At 42.8% G+C, this 22,159-nt stretch carries 22 protein-coding genes; 4 read left to right on the top strand and 18 right to left on the bottom strand.

Features of this window, described 5'->3' with window-relative positions; all coding sequences use genetic code 11:
* The 9 genes from MKY84_RS05115 to MKY84_RS05075 all read right to left on the bottom strand — a co-directional run bounded on the left by MKY84_RS05115 (nucleotide 1) and on the right by MKY84_RS05075 (nucleotide 8,018).
* Complete coding sequence (locus MKY84_RS05115; protein ID WP_342528233.1) at nucleotides 1–1,272, bottom strand: TRAP transporter large permease; 1,272 nt, start codon at nucleotides 1,270–1,272, stop codon at nucleotides 1–3.
* Nucleotides 1,272–1,766 (bottom strand): TRAP transporter small permease, encoded by a 495-nt coding sequence (locus tag MKY84_RS05110; RefSeq protein WP_342528232.1) that lies wholly within the window; start codon nucleotides 1,764–1,766, stop codon nucleotides 1,272–1,274. The genes MKY84_RS05115 and MKY84_RS05110 overlap by 1 nt, the downstream gene beginning before the upstream one ends.
* Before the next feature lie 70 nt (nucleotides 1,767–1,836).
* Nucleotides 1,837–2,835, bottom strand: a complete 999-nt coding sequence (locus MKY84_RS05105; RefSeq protein ID WP_342528229.1) for a TRAP transporter substrate-binding protein — start codon at nucleotides 2,833–2,835, stop codon at nucleotides 1,837–1,839.
* Nucleotides 2,836–2,889: 54 nt separating this feature from the next.
* The gene (gene allD, locus MKY84_RS05100; RefSeq protein ID WP_342528228.1) at nucleotides 2,890–3,903 is read right to left on the bottom strand and encodes an ureidoglycolate dehydrogenase; all 1,014 of its coding nucleotides are present in this window, start codon (nucleotides 3,901–3,903) and stop codon (nucleotides 2,890–2,892) included.
* A gap of 12 nt (nucleotides 3,904–3,915) precedes the next feature.
* Nucleotides 3,916–4,458: a 6-phospho-3-hexuloisomerase gene (gene hxlB / locus MKY84_RS05095; protein ID WP_342528225.1), complete on the bottom strand. Its 543-nt coding sequence runs from the start codon at nucleotides 4,456–4,458 to the stop codon at nucleotides 3,916–3,918.
* A gap of 8 nt (nucleotides 4,459–4,466) precedes the next feature.
* Nucleotides 4,467–5,423: a sugar kinase gene (locus MKY84_RS05090; RefSeq protein WP_342528224.1), complete on the bottom strand. Its 957-nt coding sequence runs from the start codon at nucleotides 5,421–5,423 to the stop codon at nucleotides 4,467–4,469.
* Nucleotides 5,424–6,443 carry a substrate-binding domain-containing protein gene (locus MKY84_RS05085; RefSeq protein ID WP_342528222.1) on the bottom strand — a complete coding sequence of 340 codons (1,020 nt, stop codon included), beginning with the start codon at nucleotides 6,441–6,443 and terminating at the stop codon, nucleotides 5,424–5,426.
* 732 nt (nucleotides 6,444–7,175) lie between these two features.
* Nucleotides 7,176–7,454 carry a hypothetical protein gene (locus MKY84_RS05080; protein WP_342528221.1) on the bottom strand — a complete coding sequence of 93 codons (279 nt, stop codon included), beginning with the start codon at nucleotides 7,452–7,454 and terminating at the stop codon, nucleotides 7,176–7,178.
* A gap of 81 nt (nucleotides 7,455–7,535) precedes the next feature.
* A complete protein-coding gene (locus MKY84_RS05075; protein WP_342528220.1) occupies nucleotides 7,536–8,018 on the bottom strand; it encodes a hypothetical protein in 483 nt (160 codons plus the stop codon).
* 285 nt (nucleotides 8,019–8,303) lie between these two features.
* Here MKY84_RS05075 and MKY84_RS05070 point away from each other — a divergent pair, with 285 nt between their 5' ends.
* Nucleotides 8,304–9,251 carry a M23 family metallopeptidase gene (locus MKY84_RS05070; protein ID WP_342528218.1) on the top strand — a complete coding sequence of 316 codons (948 nt, stop codon included), beginning with the start codon at nucleotides 8,304–8,306 and terminating at the stop codon, nucleotides 9,249–9,251.
* Between the two features lie 229 nt (nucleotides 9,252–9,480).
* Here MKY84_RS05070 and MKY84_RS05065 read toward each other — a convergent pair whose 3' ends face one another.
* From MKY84_RS05065 to MKY84_RS05030, 8 genes are all read right to left on the bottom strand, one after another.
* A complete protein-coding gene (locus MKY84_RS05065) occupies nucleotides 9,481–11,034 on the bottom strand; it encodes a hydantoinase/oxoprolinase family protein (RefSeq protein WP_342528217.1) in 1,554 nt (517 codons plus the stop codon).
* Entirely contained in the window at nucleotides 11,031–12,128 is a 1,098-nt protein-coding gene (locus MKY84_RS05060) for a DUF917 domain-containing protein (protein WP_342528215.1), read from the bottom strand. The genes MKY84_RS05065 and MKY84_RS05060 overlap by 4 nt, the downstream gene beginning before the upstream one ends.
* 14 nt (nucleotides 12,129–12,142) lie before the next feature.
* Entirely contained in the window at nucleotides 12,143–13,456 is a 1,314-nt protein-coding gene (locus MKY84_RS05055; protein WP_342528214.1) for a cytosine permease, read from the bottom strand.
* 54 nt (nucleotides 13,457–13,510) lie between these two features.
* Entirely contained in the window at nucleotides 13,511–14,089 is a 579-nt protein-coding gene (locus MKY84_RS05050; RefSeq protein WP_342528213.1) for a TetR/AcrR family transcriptional regulator, read from the bottom strand.
* Between the two features lie 252 nt (nucleotides 14,090–14,341).
* Nucleotides 14,342–15,325, bottom strand: coding sequence for a nucleoside hydrolase (locus MKY84_RS05045; protein WP_342528211.1), 984 nt, complete (start codon nucleotides 15,323–15,325; stop codon nucleotides 14,342–14,344).
* Between the two features lie 277 nt (nucleotides 15,326–15,602).
* Nucleotides 15,603–15,944: a type II toxin-antitoxin system PemK/MazF family toxin gene (locus MKY84_RS05040; RefSeq protein ID WP_342528210.1), complete on the bottom strand. Its 342-nt coding sequence runs from the start codon at nucleotides 15,942–15,944 to the stop codon at nucleotides 15,603–15,605.
* Between the two features lie 3 nt (nucleotides 15,945–15,947).
* Nucleotides 15,948–16,199 (bottom strand): hypothetical protein, encoded by a 252-nt coding sequence (locus tag MKY84_RS05035; RefSeq protein ID WP_342528209.1) that lies wholly within the window; start codon nucleotides 16,197–16,199, stop codon nucleotides 15,948–15,950.
* Nucleotides 16,200–16,448: 249 nt separating this feature from the next.
* Nucleotides 16,449–18,695, bottom strand: coding sequence for a DEAD/DEAH box helicase family protein (locus MKY84_RS05030; protein ID WP_342528208.1), 2,247 nt, complete (start codon nucleotides 18,693–18,695; stop codon nucleotides 16,449–16,451).
* Between the two features lie 267 nt (nucleotides 18,696–18,962).
* Here MKY84_RS05030 and MKY84_RS05025 point away from each other — a divergent pair, with 267 nt between their 5' ends.
* The 3 genes from MKY84_RS05025 (at nucleotide 18,963) to MKY84_RS05015 (ending at nucleotide 21,461) form a co-directional block, all read left to right on the top strand.
* Complete coding sequence (locus MKY84_RS05025; protein WP_342528206.1) at nucleotides 18,963–19,535, top strand: DUF3990 domain-containing protein; 573 nt, start codon at nucleotides 18,963–18,965, stop codon at nucleotides 19,533–19,535.
* Complete coding sequence (locus tag MKY84_RS05020; protein WP_342528205.1) at nucleotides 19,522–19,743, top strand: hypothetical protein; 222 nt, start codon at nucleotides 19,522–19,524, stop codon at nucleotides 19,741–19,743. The genes MKY84_RS05025 and MKY84_RS05020 overlap by 14 nt, the downstream gene beginning before the upstream one ends.
* 155 nt (nucleotides 19,744–19,898) lie before the next feature.
* Complete coding sequence (locus tag MKY84_RS05015) at nucleotides 19,899–21,461, top strand: IS1182 family transposase (protein ID WP_342525129.1); 1,563 nt, start codon at nucleotides 19,899–19,901, stop codon at nucleotides 21,459–21,461.
* 161 nt (nucleotides 21,462–21,622) lie between these two features.
* Here the strand turns inward: MKY84_RS05015 and MKY84_RS05010 are convergent, their stop codons facing one another.
* Entirely contained in the window at nucleotides 21,623–21,979 is a 357-nt protein-coding gene (locus MKY84_RS05010; RefSeq protein ID WP_342528204.1) for a hypothetical protein, read from the bottom strand.
* Nucleotides 21,980–22,159: the final 180 nt, after the last annotated feature.

Here is a 22,159-nt window from a genome sequence, read left to right as displayed (position 1 = left end):
TTATTCAAATAGACCTGGCAAGAACAACGTGACTTGCGGTACAAATGCCACAATTAATAACACAATGACGCTGACTAAGAGGAATGGCAACAACTCTCGTGTGGCATGTCCCATCGAGACGTTTCCTATCTGGGATGCGACAAACAGACAGACCCCTACTGGTGGCGTCACTACTCCAATGATCATTGCAAGAACCATTGTAACCCCGAACTGGATCGGATCCATTCCAACTTCCACGGCAACAGGTAGTAATACCGGGAACAAGATGACAAGACCCGCAATCGTCTCCATGAACGTACCTACGAACAATAATAAGACGATGATAAGAAGAATTACGACCACACCATTTGTAGAAATGCCTAGAATCGCGTCCGCGACCATTTGTGGAATCCGCTCAGCGACCATGATCCATCCAAAGAGATTGGCAAACCCAACGAGTAACATGATGGCAGCCGTTGAAGTCATCGTCGACAACATGATCTCTGGAATCTTCTTGATTGGCAACTCTCTGTAAACAAAAATACCGATAATAAATGCATAAATAACAGCCACAATTGCAGCTTCTGTCGGTGTGAAGTACCCACCTAAAATCCCCCACAAGATGATAAACGTCATAAAGAGTGCCCAGAATGCACCTGTGAAACTCTTCCAGATTTCTTTCAATGATTTCTTTTCACCTTTTGGATAATTTCGTTTTACCGAGATGATATACGTTGGAATCATGAGGCCAAGCCCAAGAAGAATTCCAGGAATCGTTCCGGCTAAGAACAAGTCACCGATAGACAGTGAAGCAAGTGTACCAACAATAATCATTGGGAGTGATGGTGGAATAATCGCACCAATTGTTGATGAAGAAGCTGTAACAGCCACTGAGAACCCAGCACCGTATCCTTGCTTTTTCATCGCAGGAATTAAAATTGATCCAATACTCGCCGTGTCTGCAAGTGCTGTGCCTGAAATTCCGGCAAAGCCCATCGAAGCACCAACGTTTGCTAGACCAAGACCACCACGAACACGACCAAGTAAGTTGTCAGCAAATCCGATAATACGGTCTGTGATTCCACCTGCATTCATCAAGTTCCCTGCCAAGATAAATCCTGGGATACAGAGAAGAACAAACGAGTTCAATCCTCCGAACATACGCTGCGGGAGAATTGTGAGTGGAATGTCAGCGACGATTAAATAGATGACAGAAGAGAGCCCTAAACTAAACGCAATCGGAACACCTAGGAAAATTAAAATGATAAAACTACCAAATAACAACAATGCCATTACAGCTCACCTCCATATGTCGTTTCATATGGATTTTTCTTGTTTTTGAAGAGAAATCCGATGCGAACAAGTGACATGATTAATAAGAAGACACCCATGATAAACAGTGAGGCATGGATCACTGACATCTGGAATGGCATCGTCGCAGACATTTGCGCGCGGCCAATCTCAATAAATGTCCAACCCTCTTTGATCAAAAGTGCACTGATCAATGCAATGGTTACATAAACGCCGATGTCATAGTACCGGCGGAACGTCTCTGGGAATCGGGTAACAATCAGATCGACGTTGATGTATTCGTTGCGAAGTAGAGCGAGCGGTGCTGCAAATGCAATGGCATATAAGAACAAGTAGCGTGTAAGTTCTTCCGTCCACACATAGGATAAAGGCAAATAACGAGACAAAATTTGCAATGCAACTACAATAATCAACCCTGTGAGACAGAGTACAGCTAGTAATCCTAGTATGCGAGTGATCCATTTTAATACGCCCATAGGGAGTACCTCCTTAAAATATAAAGGGAAAGGCACAGGACAATCGTCCAAAGTGCCTTTACATTCCCAATTATTCAGTTTCTAAAATACGGTTGTATAGATCTAACTGCTCTTCGCTTAAGAAGCTTTCAACAGCTGGAACCATCGCATCGCGGAACGCATCTTGATCCACATCGACAAACTCCATGCCTTCTTCTTCTAATGCTGCTTCAATTTTCGAGATTTCTTCTGTATAAAGTGCTTCCCCGAAAGCTTGTGCTTCAGCAGCGGCTTCCTCGACTGCTGCACGTTGCTCATCCGAAATAGCTTCCCACTGTGCATTTCCAACAAGTACATAGATCCATGAGTAAACGTGCTCTGTACGGTTTACAAAGTTTTGTACTTCATAAAGTGCTCCACTTTGAATCAAATCTACAGGGTTCTCTTGACCATTAATGACGCCTTGCTGAATGCCTGTGAATACTTCATTGAAGTCCATCACTTGTGGCTTAGCGCCAGCTGCTTCCCAAGCACTTAAGAATAAAGGAACGTTTGGAACACGCATTGAAAATCCAGCCAAATCTGCAGGCGTTTCAATTTTTTCAGTTGAAGTCAAGTTACGTGGTGCACGTGTATGGTAATAAAGTGGTGTTAAGCCCGCTTTTTCATTGATTTCATCTGAGATTTCTTGTCCGATTTCCCCTTCAACTACTGCTTGTACGTGCTCTAAGTCACGGAATGCATAAGGTGTTGCCATTAACGCTGCTTTAGGAGCCCAGTTTTGAAGTGTTTCACCAGAGATGACCATATCTGCTGTTCCAGCAGAAATAGCATTGATTGTATCAGTTTCTCCACCTAATGAGTTACTTGGATAAATATTGATTGTGATCGATCCGTCTGTTTTCTCTTCAACTAGAGAAGCAAACTCTTCAGCTGTCTTGTGCCAAATATGGTTTTCATCGGCTAAGTGGCCAAGTTTCCATGTTACAGACTCGACGCCTTCTTCCCCTTGTGAACTGCTGTCTGACCCACAAGCCCCTAAAAATAAAGCAGAAGCTGCGAGTACGGATACCCAACGAAATTTCTTCATGTGTAAATCCCCCTTAGAGTGTAATTTATATACTAAAATCTTTAGTACCGTTAGTTAAGGCGTTGCTAAAAACTTGTAAACTGAAGATGCAATTGTAATACCTTCTTGCAAACTCCGCTCTTCATTTTGTTGCTCAATTTCTCCTGGGACAAGAACTTGTGAAAAGCCTGCTGCCGGTTCCACTTGACGAAGCTCATTCATCATCTGATCCATAGAATCAAGGAAGCCATCAAGAGACGTGAAGAAGGATGGATTGATTACACAGACATAGTGCCCAAGTTTACGTGGCTGGTCCAACCCATCATACATCGGTGCGATGTGCGGACCGAATGCAGCCCCTGCAAGTAGACCAGAAAAGATATCCACAATGACCGATAATCCGTAGCCTTTTGGACCGCCAAATGGTGTCAATGCCGTCACTGCATGAGGATCCGTCACCGCGTTTCCTTGTTCATCAACACCCCAGCCTACCGGAATTTCTTTTCCGAGTTCTCGGTGCTGAAGGATTTTCCCGAGCGCAACTGTGGACGTTGCCATGTCAAGAATGAATGGTTTGTTGTCTCGTGCCGGAATACCGTAGGCGATTGGGTTTGTCCCTAAGAACGCTTCTCGGCCACCAAACGGTACCATGATTTTATCGGTATGGGTCATTGCCATTCCAATCAAGTTTTCATTTGCAGCTTTCTCCACAAAATAGCTAAGTGCGCCACAGTGACTACTATTAGTGACAGTCACCATGCCCACTCCTGCTGTTTTCGCCATGTTGATTGCGTGGTCCATGGCGATGTCTGCGTTGACATGTCCGAATCCGTCATTGCCGTCGACTGTCCCAGTGACAGGGCCGGATGCGGTAAAGAGTGGTTTAGCTACCGGATTTATGCCGCCTGCTTTGATCCGGTTCACGTAGTGCTCGGTGCGCAACACGCCGTGTGAGTTGACTCCTCGGAGGTCGGCATGAATCAATACGTCCGCTACTTTTTCAGCATGCTCGGTAGATACACCTGCTGCTACGAATTTAGAAATCGCTAGTTCCTTCACTTCTTGATGAGGTTTAGTTACGGTTGTCATTTGTTGTCTCTCCTATTCCAGATTCGCATGGTTGTCTTTTAGCGAATCGTAAGATGTTCCTTCAATTGCATCGATAATGGCAGCATCTAAAAGTAAGTGTGCTGCTTGGTCAAACTGGTTGCCTAATGGCTGGATTGTCTTACGATGTGCATGTTTTTTAGACTTGGTTGCAGCTGGGAGTACAAGACCTTGAAGAAAAGGTGCTGTTCCTAGTACATCTTCATCTGCAGTTACTAAAAACACGGTGGCTCCAGACTTGCTGGCTTGAGTGGCACTATGAACACTTGATGAGGTAGTGCCGGAACCTGACAATACAATAAGTACATCTCCATTCCGAATAGCTGGAGTAATCGTTTCACCAACGACATACACTTCTTTCTCAGCATGCATCATCCGCATCGCAACCGCTTTCATAATAAACCCAGAACGACCTTCTCCTGTAAAAAAGAAGCGTCTGTCTTGCTGCAACAATTCGACGAGTTGGTGATACTGTTGTGAGTGAACTTCAGAAAGGACTTTTTTCATTTCATCAACAATGGTCTGAATCGTTTTCATCTAAACACCTACCGTTCAATTACCGATTCACTTTTAATAAACCGGTTTAGTTCTGCTAAATAAGGTAATCCCTCATTATCTCCTGACACAGTTGTAACTAGCGCTCCGGCACCATTTGCCACTCGCAGTCTTTCAGATGCGGGAAGATTTTGCAGAGAGGTATAAATATAAGCTGCGTCGAATCCGTCCCCTGCGCCAACTGTATCAATTGGAGTAACAGGAAATGCTTCCGCAGTTACCCATTTTCCATCTGAATAAAGATGCGAGCCGTTTGCCCCGTCTTTAATTACGAAATCTTGGATCTGGTGTTGATCACTGAAAGTCGCTAAACTGTCTTGGTCACTGTAACCGAGCAATAACTCGATTTCCTCTAATCCCGTCAAGACAATATCTATGTATGGCCATAAAAGTGTATAAGCTTCTCTTGCTTGTTCAATCGTCCAAAGCTTTAAACGAAGATTTGGATCAAATGACACCGTCACTCCCGACTCTTTGGCAAGTTTCACAAGGTGTTGAATCAGTAGTACATTCTGTGGGTCGATCGCCATGAATACTCCTGAGATATGGAAGACGTCGATTCCTGTAAACAACTCTTTTGTAAACTGCTCTTTTGTGAAAGTCAGTACAGGTGAGTTCGTGCGGTAATAAAATGTCTTGCCTGAACCGTCTTCACGGATCTCTTTGAAGTTCACGGATGTCGGATGGCCTTCGACAAATTCCACATGCGACATTTGTACGCCTTCTCCTCGTGCAAAGTTGTAGATGACACGGCCAAACTCATCATTTCCTAAGCGGCTGACCCATGCTGTATCTACCCCAAGGCGTGAGCAGCCGATTGCAAAGTTTAACTCTGCACCACCGACTTTTCGCTCGAACGTCGACACATATCGTAGTGGCCCGGTTGTTAGTGGGTTCATCGTAATCATTGCGTCCCCAATCGTGAGGACTTTCTTTTCCTTTGGCATTTACATTCGCTCCATTTGTATGGATTCCCGTTTAATCAGCGTTGGCGAATAGCGTTTCGCGTCATACTCTTCTTTGAAGATCGGGTGTTTGATCAATTTTAGTAATAACGTTGCTGCTCCTCTGCCCATCTCAAATGTAGGCTGTTTGACTACTGTGATGGAGGGTGTGAATGCATCGAGATACGGGGAATCATCGATTGTCACAACACGTAGGTCTTCTGGTATTTGCAAGTTATTTTGTTTTGTAAACTTCAATAATTCGATAAGTGAAAGGTCATTTCCTGTGAAAAACGCATCTGGAAAGTTTCCATCTTTGAAAAGTGCAACGAGTTGATGTCGGATGTCTTCTCCCTTACCTTGGACAATCCACTGCTCATTGACTTCTAATCCATTCAACATCAATGTGTGGCGATACCCTTCCAGTCGCTCCATCCGAGGAGTTACTTGAGGAAGAATTGTGGAACTAATAAATCCGATTTTTTTGCTGCCTGCTAGAATTAATTGTGACACCGCCATGTCAGCTGCTGCATGGTTATCAAGCAGTAGTGTAGGATACAATGTCGGATGAATCTTTCTATCCATAAAGACAATAGGAAAGTTCATTTTTTTTAGCGAGCAGTACAGATCGATATTGCCGCCAGTAGGCAAGATGATGAGACCATCGACTTGCTTAGCAAGAAGCATCTCGATGTAGTCTTTTTCTTTTTCAGGATTGTCGTCAGCGTTACAGACAAATACATGCATATTGTGTTCTCCAGCTACATCTTCAATAGCCCGGATAATTTCTGTAGAGAACGCGTGTAAGATATTTGCAACGATTACACCAATGGTAGATGTCTTTTTTTGTTTCAGGCTTTTTGCAATGAAGTTTGGAATATAGCCCAGGTCTTTGATCGCTTGTTCGATACGTTCTCTTGTTTCATGAGACATGTATTCATAGCGATTGTTTATATATTGCGAAACCGTACTTTTGGATACGCCTGCTTCTTTTGCTACATCCATCATTGTGATTTTCTTCATGTACGCCTTCCTCCAATTAGACTAAATCGATTTACTAAACCGGTTTAGTTGCTTGCTTAGTAGTTATTATAAATGAAAGGGTTTTCATTTTGCAAGAGTTTTTTAAAAATTTGTTTTATTAATTAGGTATCTATACGAGAGTAGATTTGCAAAACTTATGATGCTACATTTTCTAATGTTTTGAGCAAGAAAGAGGATTTCCAAGCAGTTTAAACCTTATATGTCAGCAAATAAGGTTTATCCCCAAAAAGTGCCAGGGGCACATTTTGATTTCTAAACTTCAGCGACGCAATACTTGGCTAGAGCGTCGAATGCGGAAATTACAGCGATGCAAAATTCCATTAGAGCGACGAAAGGAACCTCTAGCCATGGTTCAGCGACGCAAATCTTGGTTAGAGCGCCGAATGCGGAAATTACAGCGACGCAAAATCCCATTAGAGCGACGAACACTATATTTACAACCGATTTCAATTGAAAAAGACCAAAATACAAAAGCTAAATACAAAAGCAACCCCGCCTCGGCGGAGTTGCCCATTTATTCCTAGGTTTGTAGTTCGTTCTTGCTAATGGTCCCTACTAAATCTCTTCCGCCAATTGCTTGATCCGTTGCAAAGCTTCGGGAACGCGCTCGGCGAACGTCTCTTGTTGTTCAGGTGGGATATCCATCGTCAGGACTAGTTCCGTAACACCGCTTTCTTCTTTCAAAGAATAGCTCTCTTTACGACCTGTCCATTATTGCTCCCGCGCTTCATCACCACTGCCTTGTGTATCCGCGCGATGCCTAAACAAAACATACTCTTCCGGAAGCAGCTTTTCGACTTTACTCGTTACTCCGTAGCCATTGACAGCGGAAATGAACTCCATCTCATTCCCTTCCACTAGATCGCCCTTTTTAAAAGTACCTTCATCAATCAAACCTGCCCAGTCCTGAAACGTTTCATCGTTCCACAATGTCTTCCAAACTTGAGTTTTTGATGCTTGGATCAAAATCGAGAAGTTGGTTTCTTTCATTGAGAACCCTCCTATGCAAGTTAGTAGATATGCCGGTGAATCTTTTAAAGCGGAAAAGAAATGGTGACACCTTACAATTGGCTACTCTTTTTCCCATCTTTGCACAAGTACATTTATACAGGCAATCAAAATCGTAAAACTAATAAACATAAAAAAGGTGTTCACACTAAAATTCAGGTGGTTAATGTGAATGCTCAATCCTGAAGTGATTGCCATAACGTAGTCAATATCCACAGTTCCATCTTTAGTAAATAGCACCCCTTCAATATATCTTCGGTATCCAATCAACTCACTTAGACGATAAAGATGTGCGGAAATTAAATGAAGGATTATGGCCACTATGCTGAATTTATAAGCACGATTGCTGATGGTTCGTGAGCGGAAAATACGAACCCAAACTACCACTGAGATAATAAATAGTGGAATCAACAGCCCCGCAAGTAACAATCCTGGATTACCGTTTCCAGATGTAGTGCCTGGATCGGGAGTCATTTGATGGATACCCCAAAATAGAATGGCACTGAGACTGTACAAAAGTAAAAGTGTAATCTTTATCATTTTCACCGTATCTCCACTCCTTTCCCCTTACAATTGTTGAATGAACAGTGCACCTATTTTTGAATCTTGTCTGGAATAAGCACCTAATTCAATTTTAAATTTTCCACGAAAATATTAATAGTAAAATTTACATTTCAATATGACAGTATTTTCATTTTTCAAGTTTAGTGAATCTTACTATTCAGTGGAATTTTATTACATCGTTACTAATTATTCTATTTTATAGGAATGTATTTATTTCCTTATTTCCCTTTGATAGGATGTAAGTAATTCAAGAGGAGGTAAATGGAAATGAATAAATTAACGAAGATTCTTGTAGCACTGGCCCTCATGTTGACGTTGGTGGTCACACTCAATACGCCAGGAGCAAGTGCAGCCCAGTTTTTTGTTAAGCCAAGTGCAGGCTCCTATACAAGCACTTTTGGCTATCGTGCCTCAACGGGGACTTACCACTATGGGATAGACATTGCTACATCTGGTACTGTTGCGGTTAACGCATCAGCTGCTGGTACTGTGCGAGTCGCTGCCAACGGGTGTGCGGATGTAGGTTTCTACGGCAGCACGTGTAACTCAGGTTGGGGAAATTATGTCATCGTCACGCATAACGCCGCAAACGGACAAGTCTTTGAGACGGTGTATGCACACCTAAAAGGCGCACTCAGCGTAAGCGTCGGCCAAAAAGTTTCTCAAGGGCAACGTCTTGGCACAATGGGATCAAGTGGTAGCTCGACAGGGCAACACCTCCACTTCGAACTACATAAAGGGATGCGCTCAGGAAGCTCTACAGCAGTAGACCCTATGCCATACATCACAGGTCAAATCGATCCAAGTCCGGTCTCGTATCACACATACGATGGGACATGGGCAGTGGTGAAAATCGTACACCCGAATGGTGGAAGTACAGCGAACCTGTTCCAACACGTCGGTTACGGCATCATTGGCACGCTTCCTGTAGGAAACACGTACAAAGTATATGATCAGGCTGTATTCTCAGCAGACAACACGAAGTACTATAATGTAGGTCCTGGGTATATCCACAATGCCTATGGTGCTATCAACAATCACCATGCCGTTGTTGACGCATCCATCACGACGTATACACAACCGAATGGTACTGTCGTCAACCGCACTGTTACAAAAGGGACGTATCGTATCCACGCTGCAAAGGATGGTTGGTACGACCTTGGAGCCAGCACGTGGGTGAAAGCCGACAAAATCAAAGTCATCAAAAACCCATAAGTTTTTCTTCTGAATCTTTCTCCCACGAAGTAGAGAAAAACTTCGTAATATGAGACAAAAAAACACCCCCTGTATCGAATTAGGATCTTGGCTAATTCGAGTGACAGTAAGGGTGTTTTTCAATGTGAACATGATTCAAGCAAACACGGTTACAGTTGCATCAATTTTCAGAACGTCCCTGTAACCCAGTACAGTTCGGTGCAAACATACCACCTAAATAACTATCCGTCTACAAATCCCCTGCCGCTTTTACCTTGATTTTTGTTGCATTTCCAGGCAGATACGCAAGCGGGATATCTTCGAAGTCTACAATCTCAATCGTTTCTAGATTCGCACCAGCTCCGACAGCCTCTTGAATCGCAAGTTCTTTTGCTAACTGAATGGTCTTCTCTCGGCCTAGCTCATCTACCATAAAAATACGCTCGATTTGACCGCTTACTTGAGAAATGGCCGACCCAATAGCGTTCGCCACTCCAAAATGATCAGGACGCATTACGATAGAGGCTCCTTTGAGCTGGTCGGGCACTAACACACTTCCGCCCCCCACTAGGATAACAGGTACATCCTCGCTCGATGTCTTCATCCGATCAATTGCAGCTTCGACCATTTCCGTAATATGCGAAAAGACCTCCTCTACAAATGTCGCTGACAGATGCGCTACTTTTGCTGGATCCCCAATTTTCGCCATCCCTTTTGCTACGATGATATCCGTCGTCGTCAAGGTATTGCCTCCGAATACAAGCGCCTCTTCAGTCAACCGGTAGCCTACGCTGTCTGGTCCGAGCTTAACTTTCCCATCCGGATCTACCCTTACGACTGTGCCGCCACCGAGACCGACCGAAGTGATATCCGGCATACGAAAATTTGTCCGCACGCCTCCAATCTCTACAGCTAAAGATGACTGTCTTGGAAAAGAGTTTGCCAACACGCCAATATCTGTAGTGGTTCCCCCTACATCTACAACAAGTGCATCTGCTGTAGTGGTCAGATAAGATGCGCCTCGGATACTATTGGTTGGGCCGCATGCAATTGTCAGAATAGGATACTTCACTGTATATTCGACAGACATCAAGGTGCCATCATTTTGACCAAAAAATACTTGGGCATCAACGCCTTCTTCTTTTAACGCATGAATAAATCCATTTGCAGTAGCTTTTGCGACATTGACCACGGCTGCATTTAGAATCGTGGCATTTTCTCGCTCAAGTAACCCGACACTGCCAATCTCGCTTGAAAGGGAAATGGCCACATCTTCACCCAGCACTTCTTGCATGATTTGTTGTGCTCTCACCTCATGATCTGTCGACACAGGAGAGAAAACAGACGTGATGGCTACGGAGTCCACTTGGCCTTTAATTTCTTCCGCAATCTTATACAGATGGTCTTCGTCTAATTCTACAATTGTTCGGCCATCGAACTCGTGCCCTCCACGGACCAAGTATACGTGTTTTCCAAGGATGTCTCGTAGATCATCCGGCACACCAACAAGCGGTTTGATACCTAATGTAGCCGGAACCCCAATTCGAATAGCGGCTACCTTGTTCAAACGCTTCCGCTCTACAATTGCATTGGTACAATGTGTTGTGCCTAACATTGCATAGCGAATCTGATCTCTTGGTACATCGGACGTCTTAAGGAGATAGTTGACTGCCTTATAAATCCCGGTACTTACATCTTGTGTTGTCGCTTCCTTGATCTCTGCGATGACCTTGTACTGTTCATCTAATAAAACCGCATCTGTATGGGTGCCCCCTACATCAATTCCAATTCGATAGGTTGTCATTGAGACGTCACCTCTTTCTCCGATAACTGTTCGAGCGGCACATAATCAAACTCATATCCAAAGTAGCGTGGTCCCGCAGTTGCCACACCTTTTTCAGTACGCCACATCGAATGACACGGCATTCCGACTACGACACATCGCGTCCCATAACGCATGCCTTCCGTAGTGATCGGCATACCAGTATCCGCATCCAAAACAGCAATCAAGTCGGGTGTCATACAGACCACTTTTTCGCCTTTTTTGGCTAGCAAATGCTCGTTTTGGAAAAACAGCTCGAGTGTGTCGCCTTGATCTGCCCCGATCCCTTCAATCTTCGCAATTCCTCGAGCAAACCCTGTTTCCGTCTTGCGGTCGATATCCGTCACTTTCCCTTGGAAAAGTCGCTGTCCGCTAGTCAATTCCAATACAGCATCGATGGCATCATATTGTTTTACTTTTGCTTCACGAATCGCTCGGCCAATTTCTTGCTCCAATGTTAGAATCCCTTGGATGGAAGACTTCTTCAACTGCGCACCCGTCATCGGATAAATCGCAAGCATGACAGATCCACCCATTTCAATGGTGGCCCCGCGAGCCAATCGTTCCGCCCACACACTATCAATTGTATTTAAAAGAAGTGCGTTCCCTTTTTCATCGGTTAGCATCATCGGTGTTGCTGACAATCCTTCTAAATAAAACGTCACCATTTGAAGTTCAGGAAACGCTCTTCCCATTCCGTCTGCATCAACAACAGGAAGTCCTTGTTTCGCCGCTAAAGCAAAAGGCAACAAGGAATTGACTCCACCTGCTTCGATCGGCATAGTGGCATAAATGTCTTTTCCTAAAAAATCTTTTAACGATTCAAAGGCAATAGTAGCTTCTTCACCGCTTGGGATTTTTTCAACCATCACTGTCGGCGCACCCATCATAGCTGTCGGGACAACAATCGCGTCATCGGGCACTTCATTTGCATCCAGTAATGTAATCGGACCAAACTCTTCAATTGCTTGAAGGGCCATCAGTTTTCCAATGTATGGGTCTCCGCCTCCACCTGTTCCGAGCAAGGCTGCACCAATGGAGATGTCTTCGATTTCTTGTTTTCCTATTTTCCTCATGATAGATTCTCCTTTTATTTCGCAGTTTTTAAAGCAGGTAATGCCTTCGGTTGCATCACTTTAGAGACAATTCCTTGCAACACAAGCGCAATCAAAAATGCATCGATTCCTGACGCGCCAGTTAATGTAAACCAACCAAAACCGGTCGGAGCTGGAGTTGTTGCGAATGCTGCAAATGACGCGACTACCCAGACACCGATGTTTACAGGCTGAAGGGCCGGAATGGTATCTAGATTCTCGAAACTGTACTTCGATTTTGATACAAAATAGTCTGCCACGTAGATGCCGCCGATTGGAGGGATCAATGCGCTCAAGAATATTAGAAACGGAATGAAGTTTTCATAGATCCCGGCGATGGCCATTCCTGTCCCAATGACACCTGCAATGATTGTCAATTGATACTTTGGCATGCGTTTAAAGATGACGGAAAACCCTAGTGCTGAGGAGTACAAGTTGTTGTCGTTTGTCGTCCACTGCGCAAGGATCAACACGAGCATGGCTCCTGTTCCCCATCCAACACCTAGCATGATGGCAATGATGTCTACTTGTGTTGTAGCTTTTGCTAGTAAGATTGCTGCAATCAACACTAAACTGAACCCTACAAAAAACCCGACAAAGGATGAAATCACTGCATCTTTTGGCGATTTAGCGTAACGAGAGATGTCTGGTCCGATGATGGCGCCAACTGCTAGAGAGCCGATAATAAGTGAAACTGCAACACCTAATGAAATTGGTTCCCCAAAAAGATTTTCTCGAATGCCACCTCCTGTTGATGCCACTTTGATAAGAGATGCGACAATTAAAATTCCGAGTAATGGAACAGCAACTAAACTTAGTTTTTCAATAGCTTTATATCCGATGACGGCAGTTGTTGTCATTAAAATACCGCCGACGACGACAAGAATTTTAGGATTGATTTCTACACCAAATGATGTGTTCATAATCTGTGCGAGACTATGGCCAAATAAATCGAGTTGGACACCGAACCAGCCAAATAAAGCGATAGCTAGCACGATGGACACTGCGTACGAGCCATAGCGTCCGAGTGCAAATGCTGACACTAAAGATGTTGATAAATGTGTCTTAGCCCCAACGACTCCACATGCAGCACTTAGACAGGCTAATAAAAATGTTCCTATAAAGGATGCCGTAATGGCTTGTGTGATGGTCATTCCACCTGCAAGTGTTCCACCTAAAATAATGGCGGATAAGGCAATGATAGCCCCTAGCCAAACAATTGATAATCGAAACCAACCTTTTCTCTTCTCTACTGGAACTGGCTCTCTCTCATAATCTGTTACTAACTTTGTTTCTCTACTTGTCTCCATTCTCTTTCCTCCTTCGAGTTATCAATTTATGTAGTGCAATGGGTTTCCCCAGAGTTACCTTTTGGCAATGCCTGACCAATACACTGTAAATACGCGTTCCAGTCGTTGATACATCTGCTCCTTCGAGAGTCGTTGCATTTCCCAGAAGAGACCATCCATGAGACAGAGCAATGTTTCTGACATGGTAGTTAGATCTTGATCGAGCACTTCTTGTTGGTCGATACCGACTTGTAACAGTGCTTCTATGTATTTTTTTTCGCTTGTTTCAAAGTCTTGGAACTTCTCTAAAATCTCATTTTCTAGAAAGTCGGGTGGAAACGAAATGAGACGAATCACAATTTTGTTTTTTTGATCGGTATCAAACTGATAATCCAGTACTGATTTCAGTAGTGTATAGAGCTGTTCTTTGATTGGTGTTTCTTTATTTACTTGTTTGGTTACGATTGTGGAGTGGCCACGTAATACATCGCTGTAAAGTTCGAGAAATAGATCTTGTTTGTTTTTATAAAATGCGTATATTGACGGAGCTTTGATGCCCACTTCTTTTGCAATTTCGCTCATGGTCATTCCTACAAATCCTTTTTCGGCGAATAGCTGGAGTGCGGCTTCTTTGATTTTTTCTCGTGTCGACATGTGCATCCCTCGCTTCATTTTTTACCTAACAATCGTTAGGTTACGGGTAAAAAAATATATGATAAATTATTAGAAAATTTAATTAGTTCTGATAATACCATACCTAATGACCATTAGGGAAGAGAATTTTTATTATTTTTTTGTCTTTTTTAGTGGTAGCGTTTTCATGAATATGAAATTAAAAAAAAGGTCTGCCTTCAGTAAGGAATAATTCCTTACCAAGGTAAAAAGGTGCCTGTCACCAAATGGAATCTACTCCAAAATGCTGACAGGCACCTTTTCAATATAGCGGTCCATTTTCTTGATTGCTTCGAAAAAGTGGTCACGGAATGCGTCTCGGTCCACCGTATGTAACACATGCACATTTTTCGGCAAGCCTGTGCGTTCCATATAATCGACGACCGTCGTACCTGCCGTCAGCCGACCTTCGATTTCCACTTCGACATGGTAATCGTCTCCTTTGAACAACTCCGGTCTTACGACATAAGAAACCGCACATAGATCGTGTAGTCGAATGTTAGTTTCATAGTTCTCTTCGTGGAACGGTGTCTGCTTCGCATAACTGGTATAAAATTTCAGCAATGAACTGATTTGCTCGGCTAGTTCTGTGCCGAGTGCTTCAATCTCAGCAATCTCCTCCAACGTCACAAAGGATTTGTGTGTCAGGTCGAGACCACTCATGACAATCGGCACACCGGAACGGAACACAATGTCTGCAGCATGTGGATCAACGAAGACATTGAACTCTGTCGTCGGTGTCGTGTTGCCTCCGACTGCGGCACCGCCCATATAGGAAATGTACCGGATCTTTGGTTTTACTTCCGGGTGGGCAAACAGCAGTGCGGCGATGTTTGTCAGTGGTCCGGTCGCAATCAACACAATCGGTTCCTCACTTGTCATCAAGACATCTTTCATCGCTTCAATTGCGGTGCGGTCACTTTCTGGCAGTGTCGGTTCGGGAAGAGTCCAGTTGCCAAGACCTGTCTCTCCGTGAACGTATCCAGCTACCGCTAGCTGACGGAAGAATGGTGCATCTAGACCTCGTGCAATTTCGATGTTTTGCTTCATGTAGCTTGCAAATGCTCGGGCGTTGTAGATGGTCTTATCTTGCGTTTGATTCCCCGGCTCTGTAGTGATGAGGCGAATATCGAGCTCGTCCGATGCGAAGGCGAGCAAGAGTGCCATGACGTCGTCGATGCCTGGGTCGCAGTCGATGATTACTGGGGTTTTGGTCATGTTGGTTCCTCCTGGTTGAGTGGTTAGTGCGTTCGCTTTCAACATAGTTGAAACACTGGGGGATGTCAATTTGGAAGCAACACCCAGATGGTGCCTGTCACTAAATGGAACTCACTTCCAAAAGGTGACTGTCACCAAATGGAATCTACTCCCAAATAGTGACAGGCACCTTAAATCAGTCACCTTAAATCAGGCAGCTTAAATCAAAAAACAGCCCTTAGATGGACTGTTCAGAATGCCAAAATATTCACAATAGGATGCTGATCTATTTCACATTTCAATTGCTATGTAAGTCCTGAAATCTCATCATTATTCTTTGTAAATCTTGTGGATGTAAACGACCATAATATGTACCTAGTCTCACATTGCTTGGTAGAAGAAGATACCAATCACACTGTGCCCAGGAATCTTTCGAAAGACCGATTCCTCCAGTTAACGGATGATTGATTTTCACTCTTTTATCACGGTACTCTTTGCCGGTAACCTTTAAAACTATCCAAATATTCTGTTCATTTTTAAATCCCAAAAATAAACCGGGGCGGTCTTTACCGCCCGGCTCTGGTGGTTCATTCGTAAAATACAAACGATAAACATCTCCTGGAACAAGATTGTTAGTCATCGTTTAATCCTCTAGCCATTTCACATGTTTTTCGTTAGAAAGATCAAGAGTGATATGGCCCCTATCATCAGTTTTAGGAATGTCATTTTCATCAACTTTTAGATTCTGAAAAAAATCGGATGCATCTGAAAAAATCTTGCGATTAGCCAATCCTCTCAACTCATGTGTATCAAGCTTATTTCTTCGCTTGCTAATTTTTGAATCATTTAGCTCACCGACTAGAGAAGCTCTTTCAGGCAAATCAATCGCTGTCATTTTTCGCAACCCCTTTCTTGCCACTAGTACTCACCACCTATGTTACTTTTTAACATAGTATGCGGTTCATAGTAGTGATAGTAAACATATAATACGCCATTTTGTATGAATTAGCAATGATTTACAACTCACCCCGGTGTTTGTGTTTCGTGCACTAGTAGTAGCCATTGCTATTCAAAAATGGTGACAGTCACCAAATGGAATCTACTCCCAAATGGTGACTGTCACCTTAAATACCAGTAGTTCATCCTAAAACAACCGCATCTGACTCTTCTCCTTTTTCGCTTCCTCTACTGTAGAATAACCAAGGGAATTGTATCCTTTCAGGCGCTTTTCATACATTTTTAAAAACGCCTCTTCTCTATGATCCACATAATCGTATACTTCTACGGATTCTTTTCCTTCAAATGCTCGGTGAAGTCGACCTACATATTGAGCAAGTGTTCCTTTCCAGGAGACTGGCATCGTCAAGAAGATGGTGTCTAAGCGCGGATTATCAAACCCTTCTCCCGCATACTTGCCAGTAGCGAGTATGATACGTTCTTCGTGATCAGGTAGTTGAGCGAGCTTTTCAAATTGTTGCTTAAGTTCTTTTTTACTCAAAGCACCTGTCAGAATGATGATGTTTTTCGTAAACGATTTGAGCTTAGTCACTAAGATGTGAAGGTGCTCAACACGTTCTGTCAAGACTAATGGGTTTCGCTTTTGATCAAGTGCCTTTAAAATATCATTGAAAATTATTTCGTTGCGGGCATTATCGTGTATCAATTGGTCAAGGATGTCATTTCCTTCTCCCTGACTTTTGAAGTCGGTCTTTATCGGATGAAGGATATGATGGAATTGGCGAATAGTTGCTTGTTGTTTTGCATCAATTTTAAAGACCACTGGCCCACACTGCATGAACATAAGGGGATGCAGTTTATCTTTTCTGACTGGTGTCGCAGTCAACCCATGAACGTATGCACTTCGTTGCCTTTTGAGAATTTCTTCAAATGAGTAGGCTGAGATGTGATGACATTCATCTACTATAATTTGACCATATGGGTATTCAAGGCCCCTCGTACGAATGCTTTGAATAGTGGCAATATCAATTTGACCCGTCGGCTTATTTTTCCCACCGCCAATTTGGCCAATCTCCTTACTCTCTATAGAAAGAAAAGATGTGAGTGCAGTTTTCCATTGATCAATCAATTGGTTGCGATGCACTAAAATCAACGTGCTCACTTTTCGTTCTGCAATAAGTGCCGCGGCAACAACCGTCTTTCCAAATCCCGTCGTTGCCGACAACACACCGCAGTTCACTTTTTTAAGATGATCGAGTGCTTCCTGTTGTTGAGGAAATAGGCTTGCCAAAAATTCCACTTCTAAGGGATTCCCGTATTCTCTCAAATCTCTTACACTCACCTGCATATCTATCTCATTAAGAATTTCATCCGCTTTGCCTCTAGGAAACACGAATGTAGTCGGACTTTCTAAATAAGCTTTTATTCGTGATGGAATCCGGTCTGTCGGTAATCGTTGGGACTTCGCTTTAAAATATTCTGGGTTGCTGACAGTGCAAAGTGTCGTCAACTTTTCTATGAGTGTCGGTGTTAGGCAGTACTTGGGGATGTGTAATCCTTCGCGCTGGACTACTTCTGCACTCTCTTGAATCACTTCCATTTGATTGTTGGGAGATTGTTGTTCTAGTATGTTTTGAATCTGATGTTGTGAATAACACGTGATTTGTTCTAAGTGCTTCCACTGATCTTCAACGACCTGAAAGTGTCGGTCTACAAATACCGTTTTTCCGGCCTTGCGCTTTTCACCTTGCAGTGGGAGCGCAATTAGATTTCCAAGTCCATTTTCATTTACCACATCTTGAGTTGGAAACATTCTATCATATGAAGGAAGAGTACTCTTTTGTCTTAGATATGCTGCTTCCCTTAACAATTTATTCCCTAATTGACGGGCACATGATGCTGGAATTCGTTCGGAAAAGAATAGCCAAATATGACATCCTTCTCCTGATTGCGAGATTTCAACTAAAGAATTTAGTTGGTAGTTCTTCAACACCTGAATGAACGCTGCAACATCATCTTTCCAGTGTTTCTTGTCAAAATCAAAAGCTAAGAGAAAGCAGCTATTGTCAGGAAGTATCGGGTAGAGTCCGATTGTTAGCTTGCCCGAAAGATGGTCAAAGAGTACATCCTTTGTTAGTGGTAAAAGATGACCCTGTGAATTCTTCGCAGGCGAATATCCGGCTTTGTCACCTCGAACCCAGCGCAGAGCGAATACGTCATCTCTTCCTCTAAAAAGATTTTGGTAGATTGTGAGTCGCTTGTTGATGACTTCGTGTTTGGTCTTAGTGGTGTTAATCTCGTTGAAGTTGGAGTTCCTAGTAGTTTCGATTGGCAGCGAATTATTTTGCTGAAGAATCTGTCTGTACTGATTAAGTTGGATTTTCAGGTGCTTATTTTCATCGAGAAGGGCTTGGTACTTTCTTTCAAAGTCCATTTTGTCACCCCGAATCTGAGGATTTGTTGTGATTAGTATACCTTTTCAAGAGGTATTGATGTAATTGATTTGAATTGTTTACTTTGTTGGTCTTAATTCAATCTATAGTTCATCTAATAACTAATTTTCCACCAAACTATACGTTTACCTACCAAATTTCATTACTTATAAAGGGAGTTTACTATGTCTATATTTTCAACTAAAACATGATATACTATTCTAAAATCTACTGCAGAAATAGTAAATACTATTGAAAATAGGTAAATTATGATTCCAATTCAGAACTTCTCGGTCAAAGACTATTCAATTTGTTATCATGGAACAATTAAAAAAGATGGCCTTCTCATTCAGAACTCAATCGATTTGACGAAATGTAGATATTCAACAGATTTCGGAAAAGGTTTCTACGTTACAAATAATTATACTCAGGCTAGACAGTGGGCTGAGAAACGAGCAAGATCTGCAAAAGATGAAGGCTTAAATTCAAATGACTGCCTACCGGTAGTTATAGTTTTCGAGTTAAATAGTAACAAATTAGATGTTTTACTTAACAACTCTTTTTCATATCCTGATATTCAATGGGCTGATTTTATTTATAATTGTCGTGTAGAGGGAAAGAAAAACGTTTTATTTCATGAGTATGATAGTGTCTTTGGTCCATTAGCTGATGGACGAACTAATATGTTGGTTAAAAAACTGGAAAGCGGGAATATTACTAAAGAAGAGTTTCTCCAGGAAGTTCGACCTTACAGTCTAAAAGCCTCACAAATGTCATTTCATACAGAAGACGCACTTGATTGCTTAACCTTAGTGGAGGTGAAGGAAATTGAAATGGAATGAATACACTTTTAACGAACTTGACTTGGAATTGGTCTTTCTCATTCGTGATAAGCTAAAGGAAAGATTGGGAGAAGATGCTGATAAAGCTCTTAAAACATCTGGTTTCCTAGATCGTTTACAAGAAGATCCTAATTATGTTCATCATTTTGAAGAGAATTACTGGGTGAATCAAATTGTGAATCGATTTCAAAGCTCATTAGTAGTATGAATATGATAAGAGGCTGGGACAAAACCTAGACTCTAATTGAAAAACGCGCACGGCAGAAAATTCTGCTGTGCGCGCGTTTTTGTGTACAAAAATAAGGACAACTTCTGATAGAATTGAGTCACCACAACAAAATCCAAATCGAAAGAAGTGTCCTTATGTTTAAAAATTATAACATGAATCAACTAGTGTTACCTCTAGATATCGAGATGAAGTTATCAAAAGATGATATCGCCTTCTCTATCGACCGTCTGGTCGAGACTATCCCCGATGAAGCCTTCCACGAATTTCGACGTGACAATGGTTGTCCAGCTTATCACCCAAAGATGATGTTGAAGATCATTCTCTGTGCATACACCCAATCCACATTCTCCGGTCGCAAGATCGAAGACCTGACAAAGGACAGCCTAAGAATCATGTGGCTTGCCCAAGGACACCAACCCAGTTATCGTACGATCAACCGTTTCCGTGTACAACCCGCAATGAACGCACTCATCAAAGAATGTTTCATCCAGTTCCGCAATCGTCTTGTGGCAGAAGACCTGATCGATCAAGATGCGATCTTCATTGATGGGACCAAGATCGAGGCGGACGCAAACAAGTTCACATTCGTCTGGAAACGAGCCGTAGAAAAATATCTGACAAGCCTGACTGAGAAATCCAAGCAGATGTATGAAGAACTTTTCAAAGCCAACATCATGCCTGCTCTAGAGGTCGAGGAAGGTCTCACGGCTGAACAGATGTCCTTGATGGCGGACAAGCTCGAAGAGCATGTCCACGAGAAGACGGCGCAGATCGAGTCCACCGAAGACGTGGCTAAACGAAAGAAGATACGATCAGAACGAAAAGAACCAAAGAAGCTACTAAAACTGATCAAGGACATGCTTGTCCGAAAACATCGTTATGAGATCGACCTGGGGATCATGGGTGAGCGAAACAGTTATTCCAAGACTGACAAGGATGCCACGTTCATGCGGATGAAAGATGATTATATGAGGAACGGTCAATTGAAACCTGGCTACAACTTACAGATCGCAACAGAAAATCAATATACTCTGGCTTATGCAGTATTCCCAAATCCAAGTGACTCGAAGACGATGGTTCCTTTCCTAGACAAAATTGAAGATGATTTCTTCGAACTTCCTGAACATATCGTGGCGGATGCGGGTTATGGCAGCGAGCCGAACTATAACGACATCCTAGTGAAACGCCAAAAGACACCACTCATCACTTATGGTCAGTATCTTCGAGAACAGAAGAAGGCCTATAAAAACAACCCATTCCAGACAGCGAATTGGACCTATGACGAAACAACGGATTCCTATGAATGCCCTAACTCTAAACGTCTTAACTTCTCCCATTTGAGCGTACGCAGAGACAAGACTGGTTTCGAACGCCAGTTTAAAGTATATCGAGCGGAAGACTGTGGCGGTTGTCCATTCCGATCACAGTGTACAAAGGCACACGAGGGAACCAATCGCACGATGTCTGTGAATGTCACCTGGGAAGAACAAAAAGAATATGTGAGAACCAAGCTTTCAGAAGAAAAGACCGGGTCTATCTATCGCCGTCGCAAGACGGACGTGGAACCAGTTTTTGGATTCTTGAAAGCTAATTTGGGTTTCACTCGTGCCTCCGTTCGCACTCGACCAAAGGTCGAGAACGATATCGGATTGGCACTTATGGCGGTGAACTTGAGAAAATATGCGGCCAGAGTGTAGAAACTCTGGCCGCATACTAGAAAAACCCATAAAAAATGACCATCAATCAATCTCGATGGTCATTTTTTATATTATCGGCTATGTTTTGTCCCAGCCTCTTATTTAATTTGAAAAAGGTGCCTGTAACCAAATGGTATCTAGTTCCAACTGGTGACAGGCACTTAAAATCCTAGGTCAAGGGCTCCTTTCACAGTCCAAGCTAGGTTCAAGAACTCTCGAAAGTTCCTTGCTACGATTTTATGCGGAACGTCAGAATCCATGGGCGAAATGAGTACGACAAAGGCTTCCTCTAAATTCTCTACTCTCCCAAAGTCCGTCAAGAAACCATAATGTACGCCATCCATACCAATATCTCCAAACGGGACGAGATCTAGCGGTGTATTATGATAGTGCGAGAAATCTTCGCTCAATCGGAGACCAAAGTGATCATCAAGGGAATACCCCTGTTTTTGTAGTTCAACATCAAAATCTTGAAGTTGGTGATACATTTTGGGAAATTTGTAAGTTGGATGGTTCATCACCATAAGTCGTGGTTGACACTTGAACAGCTTAATTATGTAAATAAATAAAAAAAAAGCGAAAACACCTGTATCGTAATTGTTGTCTAGACAAACCACGATAGGAGTTTTCGCCTTGTCCCAACAGTTTATCAAATTAGTCCTTCCACTTCCATCATTTTTTACAATTCATCCGTCATC

The sequence above is a fragment of the Chryseomicrobium sp. FSL W7-1435 genome, from assembly GCF_038595005.1.
Taxonomy (GTDB): Bacteria; Bacillota; Bacilli; order Bacillales_A; family Planococcaceae; genus Chryseomicrobium.
The sequence above is the reverse complement of the archived record's forward strand: the minus strand, read 5'-3'. Positions and strand labels throughout refer to the sequence as shown.

What these genes read in the sequence shown, in the direction of transcription:
- MKY84_RS05010 (WP_342528204.1), bottom strand. Translation starts at nt 21,979, where the DNA reads ATGAACCATCCAACTTACAAATTTCCCAAAATGTATCACCAACTTCAA.
- MKY84_RS05030 (WP_342528208.1), bottom strand. Translation starts at nt 18,695, where the DNA reads ATGGACTTTGAAAGAAAGTACCAAGCCCTTCTCGATGAAAATAAGCAC.
- MKY84_RS05110 (WP_342528232.1), bottom strand. Translation starts at nt 1,766, where the DNA reads ATGGGCGTATTAAAATGGATCACTCGCATACTAGGATTACTAGCTGTA.
- hxlB (WP_342528225.1), bottom strand. Translation starts at nt 4,458, where the DNA reads ATGAAAACGATTCAGACCATTGTTGATGAAATGAAAAAAGTCCTTTCT.
- MKY84_RS05060 (WP_342528215.1), bottom strand. Translation starts at nt 12,128, where the DNA reads ATGAGGAAAATAGGAAAACAAGAAATCGAAGACATCTCCATTGGTGCA.
- MKY84_RS05050 (WP_342528213.1), bottom strand. Translation starts at nt 14,089, where the DNA reads ATGTCGACACGAGAAAAAATCAAAGAAGCCGCACTCCAGCTATTCGCC.
- MKY84_RS05045 (WP_342528211.1), bottom strand. Translation starts at nt 15,325, where the DNA reads ATGACCAAAACCCCAGTAATCATCGACTGCGACCCAGGCATCGACGAC.
- MKY84_RS05115 (WP_342528233.1), bottom strand. Translation starts at nt 1,272, where the DNA reads ATGGCATTGTTGTTATTTGGTAGTTTTATCATTTTAATTTTCCTAGGT.
- MKY84_RS05085 (WP_342528222.1), bottom strand. Translation starts at nt 6,443, where the DNA reads ATGAAGAAAATCACAATGATGGATGTAGCAAAAGAAGCAGGCGTATCC.
- allD (WP_342528228.1), bottom strand. Translation starts at nt 3,903, where the DNA reads ATGACAACCGTAACTAAACCTCATCAAGAAGTGAAGGAACTAGCGATT.
- MKY84_RS05015 (WP_342525129.1), top strand. Translation starts at nt 19,899, where the DNA reads ATGTTTAAAAATTATAACATGAATCAACTAGTGTTACCTCTAGATATC.
- MKY84_RS05035 (WP_342528209.1), bottom strand. Translation starts at nt 16,199, where the DNA reads ATGACAGCGATTGATTTGCCTGAAAGAGCTTCTCTAGTCGGTGAGCTA.
- MKY84_RS05070 (WP_342528218.1), top strand. Translation starts at nt 8,304, where the DNA reads ATGAATAAATTAACGAAGATTCTTGTAGCACTGGCCCTCATGTTGACG.
- MKY84_RS05105 (WP_342528229.1), bottom strand. Translation starts at nt 2,835, where the DNA reads ATGAAGAAATTTCGTTGGGTATCCGTACTCGCAGCTTCTGCTTTATTT.
- MKY84_RS05080 (WP_342528221.1), bottom strand. Translation starts at nt 7,454, where the DNA reads ATGAAAGAAACCAACTTCTCGATTTTGATCCAAGCATCAAAAACTCAA.
- MKY84_RS05025 (WP_342528206.1), top strand. Translation starts at nt 18,963, where the DNA reads ATGATTCCAATTCAGAACTTCTCGGTCAAAGACTATTCAATTTGTTAT.
- MKY84_RS05040 (WP_342528210.1), bottom strand. Translation starts at nt 15,944, where the DNA reads ATGACTAACAATCTTGTTCCAGGAGATGTTTATCGTTTGTATTTTACG.
- MKY84_RS05055 (WP_342528214.1), bottom strand. Translation starts at nt 13,456, where the DNA reads ATGGAGACAAGTAGAGAAACAAAGTTAGTAACAGATTATGAGAGAGAG.
- MKY84_RS05065 (WP_342528217.1), bottom strand. Translation starts at nt 11,034, where the DNA reads ATGACAACCTATCGAATTGGAATTGATGTAGGGGGCACCCATACAGAT.
- MKY84_RS05090 (WP_342528224.1), bottom strand. Translation starts at nt 5,423, where the DNA reads ATGCCAAAGGAAAAGAAAGTCCTCACGATTGGGGACGCAATGATTACG.